Consider the following 16,090-nt stretch of genomic DNA (forward strand, 5'->3'; position numbering starts at 1 on the left):
GCCGAGGCGGCGAAGCTGTGCCGGCTCGAGGAGCCCCGCCCCTCGCAGATTGACGTGGAGCGGCAGCGGCGTGATCGGGAGAATGTGATCGCCCAGCACGTCCAGGTTCGCGCTTTGCTACAACGCGCCGACGAGAACAGGAGAAGCAAGGTGGCCCGCCTCCGTCTCATCGGTGACGTTGGATGACGCGGGCGCAGGTTGCTGTTCATGCATCCAATCGGCTGCCTGCTGGGCTTTGCCGGCAGCCGTGAAGATGGCGCGGGGATCCTCCTTCAATACTTTGATCCACGAGGCAATGTACGCGGCATGATCAGGGCGCGGATGGTGGGCGATGCCGAGATCGGCAAGCACAAGCCCGCTGAGAATCTCCACGCAGCACTCCTCGGCCGCGTAGGCAGCCGAGCCGAACCGGCCCGAGAGATCACGGTCCAGCCTGTGCTTTGCCCCGGAGGCGTGGCCGTTCTCATGCAGCCAGACCCCGTAGAACGACGCGGCATCCCGGAAAGAAGCGAAGTCCGGCATGAACACCGTGTCCGAGGAAGGAACGTAGCAGGCTTCCGAACCGCCGAACACGGTCTTGATCCCGAGGTTGGCGATGAAGGCCTCGGCGTGAGCCAGACGTTCTTCCTCCGGCAAGATGCTCGTTGGCGGACGTTCGTATCCATCCACCTGCGCGATGTTGAACACCGAGAAGGCTCGGGCGAACATCCGAACACGGCCGCTGTCGTCGCCATCATCGTCATCCGCCGAGTCGGACGAAGCGATCTGCTTCCACAGCACGACGGTGGTCGAGCGTTCGCCCTTGCGCACCTGCGCTCCGGCGTCCTGCCATTGCCGATAGGTGCCCCATAGGCCATCGCCGTAACCGTTGGCCATGGCTGCGACCCACAGTGCCACCGTGTTGATACCGCGGTAGCGCCTGTCCGATGCGACGTTGGTCGGGCGGGCGGCGCTGGTTCCGTTGTGGAACCAGGGCGCGCGCCAATCACCTGCACCTTCTTCGATTGCCGCTATGATCTCGGCGGTGATGCGCGTGTAAACGTCGGCGCGCGCTCCGGACTGTATCCTGGTAGACATCGTGATAGCTCCTTGGGAGCGACGCAAGCGCACGAGATCGCCACCGCTCGCGGGCAGCGTCGGGCGCAACGTCGGTGGAATGGGATCAGTGAAAAGCTGGTGAGACAGCTTGACTGTTTAGATAACGGCCATAATCCGGACCCGTAACCGCTCGCAGTTCGAGGCGGCCGTTCTCAATCTCGAGCGTTTTGACCTGCTCTGCCCGTTGTGAGGTCAGGCCGTACTGCAGATTGATCGCTGCCAGCGGGGCCGGGAGCTGGCGCAGATAGGTGGCCGGCGCGCCGACCAGGCTGGCAAGCTGACCAAAACTCCAGTGTGTGGGCGCAACCGGTGCCTCCGCGTCTGGCAGCATGAGCGTGAGACGTTCCGCGTCGTTGCGACTGGCTTCAACGCGGATACGTTCGCTTTCGACGATGCGCGTACGGCTGCGCTGGGACCGGGCTTTCACCGAATTCCAGAGGTCGCTGAGGGACAGGTATCGCTCGTCGGCCGGGCGGTTGAACCATTCCGAAGACACGCGGCCGATACGCTGGCCGCGGCTCACATCCACCTTATAGCCTGCCCGCATGTTCCGCGTTGGCGATTGAATTTCCATCTGTGTCATGGGTTTGCTCCGCGGCGGACGCCGGGAGCCTCTCTCCCGGACCTGCGACCGCCACCGCAAGCCCCGCCTGCCCTCTTCCTCTGCTGGCCGGTCCGCCGCGCTGACGCGTCCGTCATTCCGTCAAGGGCGCGCCGACTTGCTTCGATGGCAAAACTATGAGTCAATGGGGGCGTGGGGATGCGGCGGCGTCCGGAGCAATGGAGGCGATGCGACGTTTCAGTCTTGCTGACCAGGTGATCGAGGAGGCGGCGCCGGATCTTCAGGATGCGCTTGCGGATGCTTATCGGAGGAAAGTCCGGCCGCTTTGCCTGTGCAAGGAGCCGGGCCCCGCGATGTATATCGCGCAGGTTGGTGATCAATATGTCGTCAAACGGATGCCGCTGTCCGGCGGTGGTCATGATCCTTCCTGTTTCTCGTACGAGCCGCCCGACGAACTGTCAGGGCTCGGCGTGCTGATGGGCAGCGCGATCCAAGTCGATTCAGAGAGCGGGATGGCGGCGCTCAAGCTGGATTTCAGTCTTTCGAAAGTTGGCGCTCGATCGGCGCCTCCTGTGGGCGCCGGAGGATCGGACAGTGTGGCCGGGGACACGAAGAAACTGTCGCCGCGCGGCCTACTTCATTACCTGTGGCATGAAGCCGAACTCAACGTCTGGACATCCCGATGGGCTGGTAAACGCCATTGGTGGAACATCCGTTGGCACCTCATCGAGGCCGCGCGCCAGATGACGGTCAAGGGCGGACCGCTGAGCGACATATTGTTCGTACCAGAACCGTTCCGGTCCCCCGACAAAACCGCGATAGAACAGAGACGCGCGGAGGCGCTTGCGTCTGCGGTACCCCCCAAGAGCGGTCCAAGAAAGCTGATGATCCTTGTCGGTGAGGTCAAGGAATTCGGCGTTGCCCGCAGCGGTCACAAGCTGGTCGTCAAGCACATGCCCGGGTTCGTGTTCCTTCTCGACGATGGTCTGTACCGTCGGCTCCAAACCCGTTTTGAACCCGAGATGGCTCTCTGGGGTGCGGATGAGGCATCCCATTTGATCGCTATTGCCACCTTCGGGTTGACGCCGGCGGGGCTGGCGGTGATCGAGGAAATGGCAGTCATGGTGGTGGCGGAGAATTGGGTGCCTTACGAGTCCGCCTATGAAAAGAAGCTGCTCGATGCGCTCGCCAGGGTGAGAGAGCGAAGTGTGAAGAGTCTGCGCTACAGCTTGCCGCTGGACAAGCCGGCCGTGGCCGCGATGTTGCAAATTCCGCCGCGACCGGTTGGACTTTACGTCGTTCCTCCTTCTTCCGATCACGCATATGAGGAGACGCTGGGCGAATTGATCGCATCACGACCGGAGTTCGATTCCTGGATCTGGCGGACGGCCGATGGTGAGATGCCGCCATTGCCCGTCCGGCAGGACCGTGTGCCCGTCACATGACGCCATGGCGGCGAGTCTCGCCCGCCTTTCCAACGCACTTCAATCACATAAAACAAAACCCCGCCGAAAATCGACGGGGAATATCAGCGGTCTGAGGGCGGCATTGCTGCCGCCCTCCCGAGTTGTTGAGCCGTGAGGACTTAGAAACCCCCCATGCCGCCCATACCGCCCATGCCGCCGCCGCCGCCCATGCCGCCAGGCATGCCGCCGCCAGCCGACTCCTTCTTCGGAGCCTCCGCGATCATGGCTTCGGTGGTGACCAGCAGGCCGGCGACCGAGGCCGCATCCTGCAGAGCCGTACGAACGACCTTGACCGGATCGACGATACCCATGGCGATCATGTCGCCATATTCGCCGGTCTGGGCGTTGTAGCCGAAGGTCGCGCCCGTGTTGTCGAGGATCTTGCCGGCAACGATCGAAGCTTCCGCACCGGCGTTGGCCGCGATCTGGCGGGCCGGAGCCTGCAGCGCACGACGCACGATGTTGATGCCGGCGGCCTGGTCGGAGTTGGCGCCGGTGGCCTTGAGGTTGGCCGAAGCGCGCAGCAGGGCCACGCCACCGCCAGCGACAATGCCTTCTTCCACGGCCGCGCGGGTCGCGTTGAGGGCGTCATCGACGCGGTCCTTCTTTTCCTTGACTTCGACTTCCGTCGCACCGCCGACGCGGATCACGGCAACGCCGCCCGCGAGCTTCGCGAGACGTTCCTGCAGCTTCTCCTTGTCGTAGTCCGAGGTGGTCTCCTCGATCTGCTGCTTGATCTGGGCGACGCGGCCCTGGATCTCGGCCTTCTTGCCGGCGCCGTCGACGATGGTGGTGTTCTCCTTGGAGATCGACACCTTCTTGGCGCGGCCGAGCATGTTGAGGCCGACGTTCTCGAGCTTGATGCCGAGGTCTTCCGAGATGACCTGGCCACCGGTGAGGATGGCGATGTCTTCCAGCATGGCCTTGCGGCGATCACCGAAGCCCGGCGCCTTGACGGCGGCGATCTTCAGGCCGCCACGCAGCTTGTTGACGACCAGCGTGGCCAGGGCCTCGCCTTCGACGTCTTCCGAGATGATGAGCAGCGGCTTGGAGGTCTGCACGACGGCCTCGAGGACCGGCAGCATGGCCTGCAGGTTGGAGAGCTTCTTCTCGTGGAGCAGGATGTAGGCGTCCTCGAGATCGGCAACCATCTTGTCGGCGTTGGTGACGAAGTAGGGCGACAGGTAGCCGCGGTCGAACTGCATGCCTTCGACGACTTCGAGTTCGGTCTCGGCGGTCTTGGCTTCCTCGACCGTGATGACGCCCTCGTTGCCGACCTTCTGCATCGCTTCGGCGATCATGGCGCCGACCGACTCGTCGCCATTGGCCGAGATCGTGCCGACCTGGGCGACTTCCTCGGAGGTCTTGATCTTCTTGGCGGCCTTGCCGAGCGCCACGACGACTTCGGTGACGGCGAGGTCGATGCCGCGCTTCAGGTCCATCGGGTTCATGCCGGCGGCAACCGCCTTGTGGCCTTCCTGGACGATCGACTGCGCGAGAACCGTCGCGGTCGTGGTGCCGTCGCCGGCGATGTCGTTGGTCTTCGAAGCAACTTCGCGGACCATCTGCGCGCCCATGTTCTCGAACTTGTCCTCAAGCTCGATTTCCTTGGCGACGGTGACGCCGTCCTTGGTGATGCGTGGGGCGCCGAACGACTTGTCGATGACCACGTTGCGGCCCTTGGGGCCGAGCGTGACCTTCACCGCGTCGGCGAGGATGTTGACGCCGCGCAGCATGCGCTCACGGGCGTCGCGGGAGAATTTTACTTCTTTGGCAGCCATGTTTAGCTCCTGGCAGGGGCTTTGATCGAGCCCGCAGATTTAGATGACGGTGAGGCCGATATTCAGCCGATGATGCCCATGATGTCGGATTCCTTCATGATCAGAAGGTCTTCGCCATTGAGCTTGACTTCGGTGCCCGACCACTTGCCGAACAGGATGCGGTCGCCAGCCTTGACGTCCAGGGGGACGAGCTTGCCGGCTTCGTCGCGGGCGCCGGAACCGACGGCGATGATCTCGCCTTCCTGCGGCTTTTCCTTCGCCGTATCCGGGATGATGATCCCGCCGGCGGTCTTGGATTCGGATTCAACCCGGCGAACGACCACGCGGTCATGAAGCGGGCGGAACTTCGACTTTGCCATTTTTGGATATCCCTGGTGCGGATGTTGACTGGTTCTCCGTCGCCGGAGCCCGTTAGCACTCGCCACACGCGAGTGCTAACGCGACGGTGGGATAGGCGGTCGGCTGGTACTAGTCAAGACGGAAGAGGAGACGAGTGAAGAGTAAAACAAGCACGCACGTGAGATTTGCACCCGATCCGCAGATCACCATACCGACCAGCAGCTTCGACAAGTGCCGCGCTCAAAGGCCTGACCGAAGACCGCATTCGATCATACGTTCAGACAGTCAGAAACTCCTTGTACACCGGACGGCAACACGAAGCGGAAGCTTCACGGCTTTCCATCCGAGCGCAACGGCTGCGGATTTGGTCCATCAACCGGCAAAGAATTCGCGCCGATTCTATGAGCGCTTTTGCCGTCAGTCTTTGAAAAGTCCCGTAGTCAGGAGCCACACCAGCCGATCGAGATGACTGCGAACCGCGTCGCGGGCGCGAACTGGCTCCTCCCACGGATCGATACCCAATATTTCGGCCATCTCTTCTCAAGGGACATGGGTAGATACAGAAGAAGCTTTATTAGGAATTTGCGATCTATACTCCATGATATCTCCCCCTACGCAATTCTGACCCCGCCTTTGACGCGTCTAGACTATCGTCAATTGTGGAAATTTCAACATTTCTCGGCCGCGCAACCGGCGGCGATGGCAGTGAAGGCCGGCCCCTCGCCAGGGGCGTCGCTGGAGCTAGCCGTTTACAAATTCGGCGAAGCGCGCTGGGCGGATATCCTTCGGGTCGGCGTTCAACCGAAAGCAGACCATGCCGGGGCAGATCCGCCGCGCTTTTTCGTTGCCATCCCCCGCGACATAATACCGGCTGACCTGGTGCTCAGACTTAGCTTGAAAACCGGACCCGACAGGCCTTCTCAAAAGCCAGTTTTCGACGGATCCGTCTTGCACCGAGGGTCCTGGTTCGGTTTCGCTGTCAGCAGGAGACGGTTTGCGACCAGCAAGCCGATGACCGCGGCCCGAGGGGCCACCATCCGGATATATGACAGGCCGCGAGTCATCCTGTCATCCTTGAGGTCGTCCCATTGGCTTTCAGCGCGGCCATCAGCATCGGTCCAACCGAAAACTCCCCTCCCCTCGCCTTTTCGGTGAGTACCCGCATATAACCGCCAGCCGAGTTGATGTGCTGCGCCCGTTGCAGAATGCAGGCAATCACGATCGCCGCGGTCTCCTGGCCCATCACATGGCAAGCCTCCTCATACGCTGAAGGCGAAACCCCCAGAAAACCCCGCACCTGGGCGGCCGTTATCATGAGATCGCGCCAATTGCCGATCCCGTCGACGGCATAATCCGCAATTTCGGGACAGGCCTTCAGCACCATCCCCAGCGGGTATGTTTTCGGCGCCTCCGCGGTCCTCGTCCTGGGCTCGGCCGTCGCCTCGCTTTTCTCTAAAGCAGGTTCAAATTCAAGAATAGAGTCGGTGTTTGAATCAGATTGCTGCCGCTCATTTTGAGAGTCATTGCCGCTCGGATTTGCAGATTTCATGTGAATTTCCAGCAGCTTATCCACTTCGTCATGCAATGCGGCAAGCTCAGCCACGATCGGTTCCAGCTCGGCAATGCAGGCTCGGCGCGGGATTGCCTCCACAACGCCGCGGAAACGCTTCCACAGGCCTCCCCAGTCGCCCGGGACATCTTCGTCAACGGCCGCTTCGATCAGCTTGTGGATGTCACGGCGGTGCAAGGTGATCCGCTCGCGCATAAGCCTGAGCGCCCGGTTGCCGGCACGAACACGCTCGGCCGCGGCCTCAAACTCGTAAGCACGGGCCAGCAGCGGAGCCAGGGAGAAGCCAAATGCTTCCTCGATCTGCCCTCCCCGGCCCTTGCGGGCGTAACGCTTGCCGTTCGGGCTATCCCGACGGATGATCAGCCCGCAGTCAACAAGAGCCGCCAGGTGCCGCCTGACCGTGGGCTCCGGCATCCCGTGCGCCCTAAGCGACAGCTGTGCGTTCGAGGGAAAGACGATGAGATCGTTTTCCTCGCTCAATTCGCTGTCGGGATAGAATGATAGCAACGCATTGAGCACGGCCAAAGCGCGATCGCCGATGCCGACGATGCTCTTGCCCTCGCAGAGATTGCGGTAGATCTGCCATTTGTCGACGACCCTGCCCTTGGGGATTTCACGTGAATCGTTTTGCGATGCCAGCATGGCAAGCGACATCGGCCGCCGCCCAAAGGGCGTCGTTGCAATACCCGTCTCCATTTTTCCTTCGCCTTCAATTAGGCAAAAGAAATCCGCTCGCCGAATCGACGCCTAGACTCTTGACAGTGATTCGTGGAAATGCGATTCTCAGTTTGCGACAACTTTGAAAGAGGCTTCCACGGCTAAGGTCGTTTGGGGGCCTTTTTCTTTTGCGGTTTACTCCTGCTTCGATTTTCTGTTTGCCTGCCAGTCGGCATAGAGATCGTCCAGCCGTTCTGTCAGATATCCGCCAAAACCTTCATCGGCTCCGGCAGTCTTGAGGGAGAGCGTATAGGCCCTCCCGGTGTCCTTGATCTTTGCCGCGACCTTGCCGCCGTTCGGTTTCCACTCCCTGATCTGTTCTCGCTGCGGCTTCTTCGAAACTTCAGCCAAAACCATCATGAAGCGTTCGTCCGAGCCCAAGGCCTCGAACTCAGGCCTGTGGATGGCATTTTTGGCGGCTTCTAGCGCTTTGGGATCAGTGATCTTTTCGGCAATATCCATCCACCTGCGACGGCCCATAGAGGGTGCGGCACCGATGACTTTGACCAGGCTGTCTGGAATGCCCTTGGCGACGGACAGCAGTTTCGACAGTTCCGTCTTGTCAGTGCTTAACGCCTGCATGATCAGATCGCGGCCGAAGCCGTGTGTTTCGAGGCTTAGGGCAAAGACGGCTCTCTCGATATAAGAGAGATCCTTTCTCGCGGTGTTTTCGATACCTTGCGCGACTACGAGTTCATTGTCCGATAATGGCCTGACAACCGCCCTTACCTTCCGCCTCAGGAGCCGGACAGCACGAAGCCTCCTATGGCCATAGGCAACCTGATATCGTCCTTCGATATCGGGGTGCTGCCTGACGAGGATGGGCACTTCTTGGCCGTTTTCCTCGATCGACCTCACAATATCGTCCGTAGCGGCTACCTCGCCGTCGAGACGATCACGCACGAATGAACCGTCAATGAGTTCGGGATCGAGTTCGACAACCCTCTCGCCGGACTTCAAGGCTTCTTGAAGTTCTCTGGCTTCCTGGTCCATGCGGTCGAGGGCAAGTCCCATCGTCCTTACAGGCCCCGCCAGAACACGACCGCTATCCGTCTCTCTGGAAAAGTTGGCCGCGGCCAACTCTCGCGTCGTATCGGCAAATATTCCGTTCAGAACGTCTCGCCTGCTCATGACCTCCCCCATGCCTTTTCGATGTCGCCGAGGATTTCCCCGTTGACTGCATCAAGAGATTCGAGTGCCCGGTCGAATGTCGAGCGGCGAACTTGTCCACGTTCGATCTCATAGAGTGTCTGTTTCGTAAGCCCGGCATCGGCGATCGCCGTCGATTTCAAGACTGTCGCCGCCAAAACCTCTTCCCCAAAGAGACTTCTCAACAGGGCAACGATCTGTGCTTGCGGACCATCATGCGGCTCATGGCGCGTTATGACATACCGGATGAAATCGTGGTTTAGATCGCCGCCTGCGTTCCGGACGACCGACAGAAGGTCGGAAGTCATGAGCAGAAACTGCGACATTGACGCCACGTCGACCATCTGAGGATGGACGGTGATGAGAAGCGATGTCGCTGCACAAACCGCACCGAGTGTCAGGTATCCGAGTTGCGGCGGGCAATCGACCACCACAATATCATAATCGGCTTCAACTTCGGCTAAGGCCATGCCGACGCGCCGAAAGAAGATTCCGCTATTGCTTGGTTTCCGCTGCCCCATCAGCGCAGTCGGGGTTTCGTGTTCGAACTCCATCAGTTCCAAATTTCCGGGAACGAGGTCGAGGCCAGCGAAGTACGTTTTTCTGATTATTTCCTTCAGCGGCCGCCGTTTCTCGTCGTAACGGATCGCACCGTAGAGGGTATCGCCTTCCGCGAGATCGAACTCCGGCTGAACACCGAGCATCGACGACAACGAAGCCTGCGGGTCGAGATCAACCGCGAGAACGCGATATCCCTGCAGAGCAAGATACTGTGCGAGGTAGATGGACGTCGTTGTCTTTGCACTACCGCCCTTGAAGTTGGCGACGGCAATCGTCTGGAGCTTCTCACCTCTCTGCCGCCACGGAAGGTAAGTGAGTGCATCCTTCGGCTTGATAGAAGCCATGTATTGACGCAACTCATGAATTTGGGAGAGAGAGTACGAACGTCGTCCCGTCTGGGACACCTCAGGCGTAGGGCCTCTGCCATCTATGGAAAGCTGCCGTAAATAGCCGTCTGATACTCCGACGAGCTGAGCGGCCTCGCCGGAGGTGAACGTTTTCAACATCTTCTGGGAGGACGGTGGGAACAGGCGCTCTCGCAGTAGCTGCAGCTGCATGGACAGCTGGCGCGCATGATGAGCAATCCGCGCGTCGGAAGAAATGGCCGTCGATACGTTTTGAGTCTGCAACATCGATTTCCCCTTTCGATGCGCTTTTTAGCGGCGAATTGCTAAAAAACCGTATTGAAAATGGCACGATTCGGTAACCATGCCAAGAACCCTTGGGATTCAACGGTTTCCGGCGAACCACGGTCAAAGTTGGCCGCGGCCAACTGCTTATTTCTGGAGAATCGCTTGCCGCCAATAGTGCCTCCGTCATGGTCAAAGTGCAAAGTTGGCCGCGGCCAACTCGACGTTCTGGCACCGCCGCTATTGTGCTGCTCGCCGGCCCGGCCGGCTGGTGACTGCGCGAAGTCGTCGCTAGATCGCGCCGGGCAATTAGCCGAGAAGGCGGCGACAACGCACTGGGGCAAACTTATGGTCAAGCCGGGAGGCTGGGTTCGCGCGATGAGTATTGCGTTCGCGCCAAAACATGCGTCGAATTTTACAGCCTCTGACATCGCGGAAAGTTGCTCTGCCTCTCGTGTCGACGGGAAGCGCGAATTTGCGTGTCAGAGGCATTTGGAGCCCGGCGGGAGCATTTTCAGCCGAACAGCACGGCGTGATGTGGACGATGCCGCCACCGGCGTGGCCGGGCAGCCGGTATACGAGTCCGGCAAGCGCGCGCGTCGATCACAGGCTCGCGCCGCACCCAGGTCGGCGAAGTCCGCGACGCCCGGCCCGGTCGGCCCAAAGGCGAAGGCGCTGACGCCGCGCCATTCGGCGAAGCTTTTCCTGTCCTCGCCGATACCAGTTCCAGAAGGCAGTGAGGTCGCCGTTGAGTTCGATCAGCTCCCTTCGATCCAGGGCACGGTGGTTGCCGCAACAATTGCCGTCGGCAGCGACAACAGCGTGAGGATTCCTCCAATTGGGATCGTCGATCGTCACGACGGTGAAGGCAAAGCCTAGAAAGGGGCCTTATTGAGGGCAGGGGCGAGCTTGGCGTCGACCGACTGCTACTTCACAGATGCGAGCTCGGTTTCGACGGAAGCGCGGTCGGGCAGAGGGGTCCCGTGGTCAGGCAAGGCTCTCTTCGGCAGAGCGAAAGAAACGCGTATCGGTGGCAAGGCCGACTGTCATCGCCGGCGACATCTGGAGGAATTTTGGTCGATTTGGTCGGCGAGATCAACCAGAGGTCACTATCGGAGCGGACGCCGACGGCAAGCGCGTCTACCTAGGCCCCGAGAGCGACATGGGTGCAGATCACGAAGAGGGGGGCTCGATCCGCTCCATGGGGCATAGACGGTGGCTGCAATGCTTGTCTCGACGAGCATCATCGAAGGCATGAAAACCGAGCATGACCGGGAACCGACGCCCGATGAAACCGCCGGAATGGTGTGGTGAACTCACTTTCCGAGGCTGATCGCGCGGCTTGGCTGACGCGGGCTGGCAGCGCCGTTCCAGCCGATGCCTGGGCCGTGTACAAGCGGTTCGAAGATGTCGACGGTCAGCCGCGGATCAAAGACTGAAGGCTGATCTGAAGCGAGGACAACGTCCTTTGGTCATTCGTCAGGTGGCGGGCGGTTCGGCGACGAGACCAACCCGGGGGGCTGGATCGAGCAGGTTTCTGACTGATGCGTCCGACCAATTTGCAGTCGCTCATGGGGTTCGCTCATGCAGGTGCTCGAGTTGGTAGCGATCTCACGTAGCGATATGGCTGCCCGAGCGCGCAACCCGACTATTGCAGCGCCGAGGGGTCGTTTTTAGAGAAATAGGTACAGACAGACTGCTTCGCACTGAGTAGCAGCTTGCGAGATCCGACAAGATCATCAGTTATCGGCACCGGCGCGGGCGAACCAATGTCCAGGCCGTCCAACACGACGCTCATGCGATGCGTGGGCAGGTCAGACGATCAGCCGCGCGGCGCGTCCCAATTGGCGCTCGGCGTCGTTGTAATAACGCGATGCCTGTTGCACGGAGCGATGCTGCGATTGCTGCATGGCTTCCGACAGCGGAATGCCGCGGCGGGCGGTCTCGGTCAGAAAACCGGAGCGCAGGCCGTGGGCGGAAAAAAGCTTTGGATCGAGCCCGGCCTGGGCGATGCGGCGTTTCAGGATCAGGTTGACGGCTTGTGGGGTGAGGGCCTTTCGCTCGAGATGGCCCCAACGGTCGATGCCGCGAAACACTGAACCTTCTGTGATCGCCGATCGTTCCAACCACTCCTGCAGCGCCAGCACGGGCCGTCCGACCAGCAGGACAAAAGCGTCCGCGTCGGCCTCGGTGGTTTTGGTTCGGCCGAGCCGGATTTTCAGGCAAGGCAACGATGGGCTTTCAGGATCCTTCGGATCGGCCGGGACCGGATCCTGCGCAACGATCTGCTCGACGCGCAGGGCCGCAACCTCGCTGCGACGGCGGCCGCCGGAGGCGAAGGCGACGAGCAGCACGGCGCGGTCGCGCAGGTCGACAAGGCGGTCGCCGGCGCAGGTTTTGAGGACCGCGCCCAGAATGTCGGCCGTCACCGCCTTCTGGCTTTTTCGTCCGCGCGGCCGCGGGCTGGCGCGGACAGCGAGTTTTAAGGCGCTGCGCAGCCCCGGCGCATTGAATTTTCCCGCAAAGCCGCGCCATTGCGTCAGCGTCGACCAGCTGGCCATACGCCGGCGCACCGTGTTCGGCGCATGCGGTCCGTCGCTGCGCAAAAGCCCTTGCAATTTCAGCGTCGCCGCGACGTCGGCCGGCATGCCGTGCGCCGGATCGGTTTCGCGTTTCGCAGAATCCCAGAGGTGATGCGCGACGAATTTTATCAAAAGCGCCTCCGGCGCCGGCCAGGGTAGGGGCTGTCCAGTGGACGCCTGGCACCAGGCCTCGAGATAGCCAAGGTCGGAAGCGAGCGCCCGAAGAGAGTTGTCGCCAATCCCTTCCCTGGCGAGGTGGCGCAGCGTCTCGACGTCATCGTCGGAGAGGAGCTCGGCCAGGCGGTCGCGGCGGTCGAAGGGCAGCACCGAATCCAGTGCGTCAAGCGCCTCTGCACGGCGCAGTTTTTGGTCTGATACGGGTTTTGGCAGGCGAAGGTCCATGGCGACCGCTCAGAACAGATAGCGCCGGTCGGCCCAGGCGAGCAGGACGCCGGCGTCTCGACGGGGCAAACGCACCCGTCCTTGGCGCACGCCTTCAGCGATCGCCTCGCCGACGTCCGGATCGACCCAGTGGCCGTGGGTCATCAGAAAAAACCAGGCGAAGCGGAGCCCAATCTCGGTATCGATCGCCTCGGTCCGCTCCATCAGGCGGTGCACCGAAAGGCCGTCTTCCAACACCAGCTTCTCGGCAGGCATTTTGAGCGGGCGCGGGATAAAACCGATCTCGCGCCGGCCACCATGCTCAAGATCGTGGATGTCGAAGGCCCAATGGTGAAAGATGCGGTGGGTGCAGGCGCTCGACCGCTCCCAGTCGGCAAAAAAGCGGTTCTCGCGCGGCACGAAATCGAACCAGTCCGGATTGGCGTCCAAAAACGCGGTGTCGCGTGTGCCGTCGGGGCCGACCTGACGGATGATGCGGGCCTCGAGTTCCGGGCGCTGTGCCTGCCGCTGTTCTGCTTCGATGCGCGCCCGACGCGCCAGGAAACTGCGCATGTGAACGATGCCGCCGGCGGCGCGGCCGCCCAGCCTGTAGAGCGGTCCGGAAAGCAGCGGCGCGTCCGTGGCTGGCTCGCGCCGCACCCAGGACGGGTCCAAAAGATCGTCGGCGCTATAAGGGCGATAATCGGGATCGACCACCGGGCCGGCGAGAACCTCGATCTCGCGGCCAAGCGAGAGCTGGACAAAATCGGCGACGCCCGGGCCGGTCGGCGCGAAGGCGACGACGGAGGTGCCGCGCCATTCGGCAAACCTCAGCGCGCCCGTACGATACCGGTTCCAGAAGGCGATGAGGTCGCCGCTGAGTTCTTCCAGCTCGCGTTCGACCCAGGCACGGTGGTCGCCGATGCGCGTGCCGTCGGCGGCAAGAACCGTGCGGGCATCGCCGCGCCAGTAAAAATCGTCGACCGCCGCGGTCGTGAAATCAAAGCCTGGAAAAGCGTTGGCGAGGGCAGGGACGAGCTCGGCGTCGGCCGAGGCGGGATTGAGGCTGGCGAGCACGGCCTCGACGGTTGCGGCGTCGGGCAGGCGGACGGGTTTTTCTTCGCTCATGCCGGGCGGCCCTTTTTTGCGCGGCAAAACGCCCGCGCCTTGCTTTTTAGCCCGTGCCGAACGTCGCCAGCGGGCATCTGAAGGGCGATTCTGGCTGATTTGCGCCGCGAAAACAATCACTATCGATAAGAGGTACTTATCGATAGTGATAATACGCCGCTGAGAGACCCAGTGTGAGTGAAGTAAAGTGTACAATAGCTTCAGCACGGCGAATCGGCTAAAGCGATATCAATGGCTTACGAAGTCGCCAGTTTGCATCAGGAGAGGCTCGCGGCGGCCCGCGAGCGGGTGCGCCGATTTTTACCTAAGAATTTCAATTGGCAGCGGCAGGGCGAAGGCCGGAACGACGCCCGATGACTCTTTTTGACTTTGATCCTACCAATGCGATCCCGTGGCGCGAGCTTGCGGGGCCGCTCGTCACCGCGGAGGATTGTTTGGCGCGCCTCGATGAGCGGCTGGCCAAAAGTGCGGTGCGCGAGGGTTTTGTCGCGCGCACGCATTTCTACGACGCCGCCGCCGCACTGTGGCTCGAGGGCGAGCTTGTCCATGTCGAGGATCTGGTCCTGCACGACACCCACATGGACATCCGCACGCCGACCCACGAACTCACCCGTGCCCATGCCGTGCTGCGGGCACGGCGGCTGATTGTTGCCAACCGGCCGGACTGGGCACTGAGCCCGAACGGCCTAGGACAATTGCGCGGGCGTGGCGCCAGCACTCAGGACGCTCTGCCACCGGAGAGTCATGCGGCGGCGGCGATGGGCGGCGGCGATGAAGCGGCGGACGAGCCGGCCAACGACGATCTGAACGATGGCCTCGGCGGCGAATTTGCCGCCATCGATGCGCTGCTCGATCGCACGCGCAATGTGCTCGACGGGCTCGCCGCCGCGCCGGTGTCGCGACCGCAGCAGGTACCGATGGGCGAAAAAAGTCCGCTCGTCTACGATCTGGACTGGAACGAGGACGAACGGCTGTCGGAGTGGCGGGCCGTGTTGAACCGGACCACCGGCAAGCCGCCCGTGCTGAGCGCCGCCCTGCTATGGGATGCGTGGGAAACAAAAGAACCGCTGCAGCATCTGCCCTGGCTCGGAAACCTGCTCGTCGGCGCCATGCTCAGGCAGGCCCGAAAAACGAGCGCCCACCTGGTCTGTCTCAACACCGGGCTGCGCGCCATTCCGCGCGAAAGGCGGCGCGCCCGCGACGGGACGGCGCGGCTGATCGGGTTTCTGGAGGGCGTCACCGAAGCGGCCATGGCCGGGCTGAAGGAACATGATCGGCTGATGCTCGCCCGCGAGCAGATGGGGCGCCGCCTGCGCGGCCGGCGGGGACATTCGAAGCTGCCGCAACTCGTCGACCTCGTGCTCGCACGGCCGCTCGTCTCCAGCGCGATGATCGAAAAGGACCTGAAGGTGACGACGCGCGGGGCGCTTAATCTCGTCGCCGAACTCGGCCTGCGCGAGATCACGGGCAGGGGACGCTACCGGGCGTGGGGAATCCTCTGATAGCGCTTGGTCCCGGCAGCGGGCGGCCAAGGCTGCTGTCGATGCGCGGCCCGGACCTCGACCGGCAGCGCGCAGATCTTGGCACGACCGGTTGCCACCGAGGAAAAGTGTCCGCGGCGCGACGCGATCGGCCCGGCGCTTGTGCGGATTTGCGCCCAGCTGGTACCCTCGGGAGTAAACCACTGCCGTTTGGCGTCCAGCAGGAACTGCGGTGGCCTAAGCGCTCTCACGCCAGATGGCGGCGGAAATGGGTAAACCAGTTTTTGCGAGCGCAATCGATATGCAATCGAGCGGTCATTGAAATCGTTAGCGAAAATTTGCGCCTCTGACAGCATGCAAACCTAACCGGCATATGACGTTCGGGCGATTGAAATCGGCAAGTAAAAGCGACACAGGGCCATCGTCGACGAGATCCGGCGGGCGCCCGACCTCCTGCTGGCGATCAAGAAGACGGTGGACGAAGACTACCGCCCCGGCCGCTTTCTGCTGACCGGCTCCGCCAACGTGCTCACTTGCCCCGGGGTCGCCGACAGCCTGGCTGGACGGATGGAACCCTCCAGATGCTGCCACTGGCCCGCTCCGAAATAACGGGCAGGGTGCCGGCTGCTCCGCCATGACAGGGTGA

General features: G+C 61.8%; 11 protein-coding genes and 2 pseudogenes. 4 read left to right on the plus strand and 9 right to left on the minus strand.

Going from position 1 to position 16,090, the window contains the following annotated elements; all coding sequences use genetic code 11:
• Positions 1–117: 117 nt before the first annotated feature.
• Positions 118–1,077: an ArdC family protein gene (locus JG746_RS35520; protein ID WP_199202172.1), complete on the minus strand. Its 960-nt coding sequence runs from the start codon at positions 1,075–1,077 to the stop codon at positions 118–120.
• 100 nt (positions 1,078–1,177) lie between these two features.
• Positions 1,178–1,681 (minus strand): annotated as a pseudogene (locus JG746_RS35525) (hypothetical protein); the annotation flags it as partial.
• 206 nt (positions 1,682–1,887) lie between these two features.
• On the opposite strand from JG746_RS35525, the gene JG746_RS35530 reads away from it, so the two are divergent.
• A complete protein-coding gene (locus JG746_RS35530; RefSeq protein ID WP_199202360.1) occupies positions 1,888–3,105 on the plus strand; it encodes a DUF1173 domain-containing protein in 1,218 nt (405 codons plus the stop codon).
• Positions 3,106–3,245: 140 nt separating this feature from the next.
• Here the strand turns inward: JG746_RS35530 and groL are convergent, their stop codons facing one another.
• The 5 genes from groL to repA all read right to left on the minus strand — a co-directional run bounded on the left by groL (position 3,246) and on the right by repA (position 9,875).
• Entirely contained in the window at positions 3,246–4,907 is a 1,662-nt protein-coding gene (gene groL / locus JG746_RS35535; RefSeq protein WP_199202174.1) for a chaperonin GroEL, read from the minus strand.
• Positions 4,908–4,969: 62 nt separating this feature from the next.
• Positions 4,970–5,266, minus strand: a complete 297-nt coding sequence (groES, locus tag JG746_RS35540) for a co-chaperone GroES (protein WP_006203049.1) — start codon at positions 5,264–5,266, stop codon at positions 4,970–4,972.
• Positions 5,267–6,306: 1,040 nt separating this feature from the next.
• A complete protein-coding gene (gene repC, locus JG746_RS35545; RefSeq protein ID WP_199202175.1) occupies positions 6,307–7,512 on the minus strand; it encodes a plasmid replication protein RepC in 1,206 nt (401 codons plus the stop codon).
• A 156-nt stretch (positions 7,513–7,668) separates the two neighbouring features.
• Positions 7,669–8,664 (minus strand): plasmid partitioning protein RepB, encoded by a 996-nt coding sequence (gene repB / locus JG746_RS35550; RefSeq protein ID WP_199202176.1) that lies wholly within the window; start codon positions 8,662–8,664, stop codon positions 7,669–7,671.
• Positions 8,661–9,875 carry a plasmid partitioning protein RepA gene (repA, locus tag JG746_RS35555; RefSeq protein WP_199202177.1) on the minus strand — a complete coding sequence of 405 codons (1,215 nt, stop codon included), beginning with the start codon at positions 9,873–9,875 and terminating at the stop codon, positions 8,661–8,663. Before repA ends, repB begins: the two co-directional genes overlap by 4 nt.
• A gap of 345 nt (positions 9,876–10,220) precedes the next feature.
• On the opposite strand from repA, the gene JG746_RS35560 reads away from it, so the two are divergent.
• Positions 10,221–10,751, plus strand: a complete 531-nt coding sequence (locus JG746_RS35560) for a hypothetical protein (RefSeq protein WP_202359574.1) — start codon at positions 10,221–10,223, stop codon at positions 10,749–10,751.
• 935 nt (positions 10,752–11,686) lie between these two features.
• Here the strand turns inward: JG746_RS35560 and JG746_RS35565 are convergent.
• Positions 11,687–12,856, minus strand: coding sequence for a site-specific integrase (locus JG746_RS35565; protein ID WP_199202179.1), 1,170 nt, complete (start codon positions 12,854–12,856; stop codon positions 11,687–11,689).
• A gap of 9 nt (positions 12,857–12,865) precedes the next feature.
• Positions 12,866–13,963 carry a hypothetical protein gene (locus JG746_RS35570; RefSeq protein WP_199202180.1) on the minus strand — a complete coding sequence of 366 codons (1,098 nt, stop codon included), beginning with the start codon at positions 13,961–13,963 and terminating at the stop codon, positions 12,866–12,868.
• 353 nt (positions 13,964–14,316) lie between these two features.
• Here JG746_RS35570 and JG746_RS35575 point away from each other — a divergent pair, with 353 nt between their 5' ends.
• Positions 14,317–15,465, plus strand: a complete 1,149-nt coding sequence (locus JG746_RS35575) for an RHE_PE00001 family protein (RefSeq protein ID WP_199202181.1) — start codon at positions 14,317–14,319, stop codon at positions 15,463–15,465.
• 393 nt (positions 15,466–15,858) lie between these two features.
• Positions 15,859–16,067 (plus strand): annotated as a pseudogene (locus tag JG746_RS35580) (AAA family ATPase); the annotation flags it as partial.
• Positions 16,068–16,090 lie beyond the last annotated feature (23 nt).

Origin of the sequence: Mesorhizobium sp. 113-3-3 (assembly GCF_016756495.1) — a bacterium.
In the GTDB taxonomy this organism is placed as follows: domain Bacteria; phylum Pseudomonadota; class Alphaproteobacteria; order Rhizobiales; family Rhizobiaceae; genus Mesorhizobium.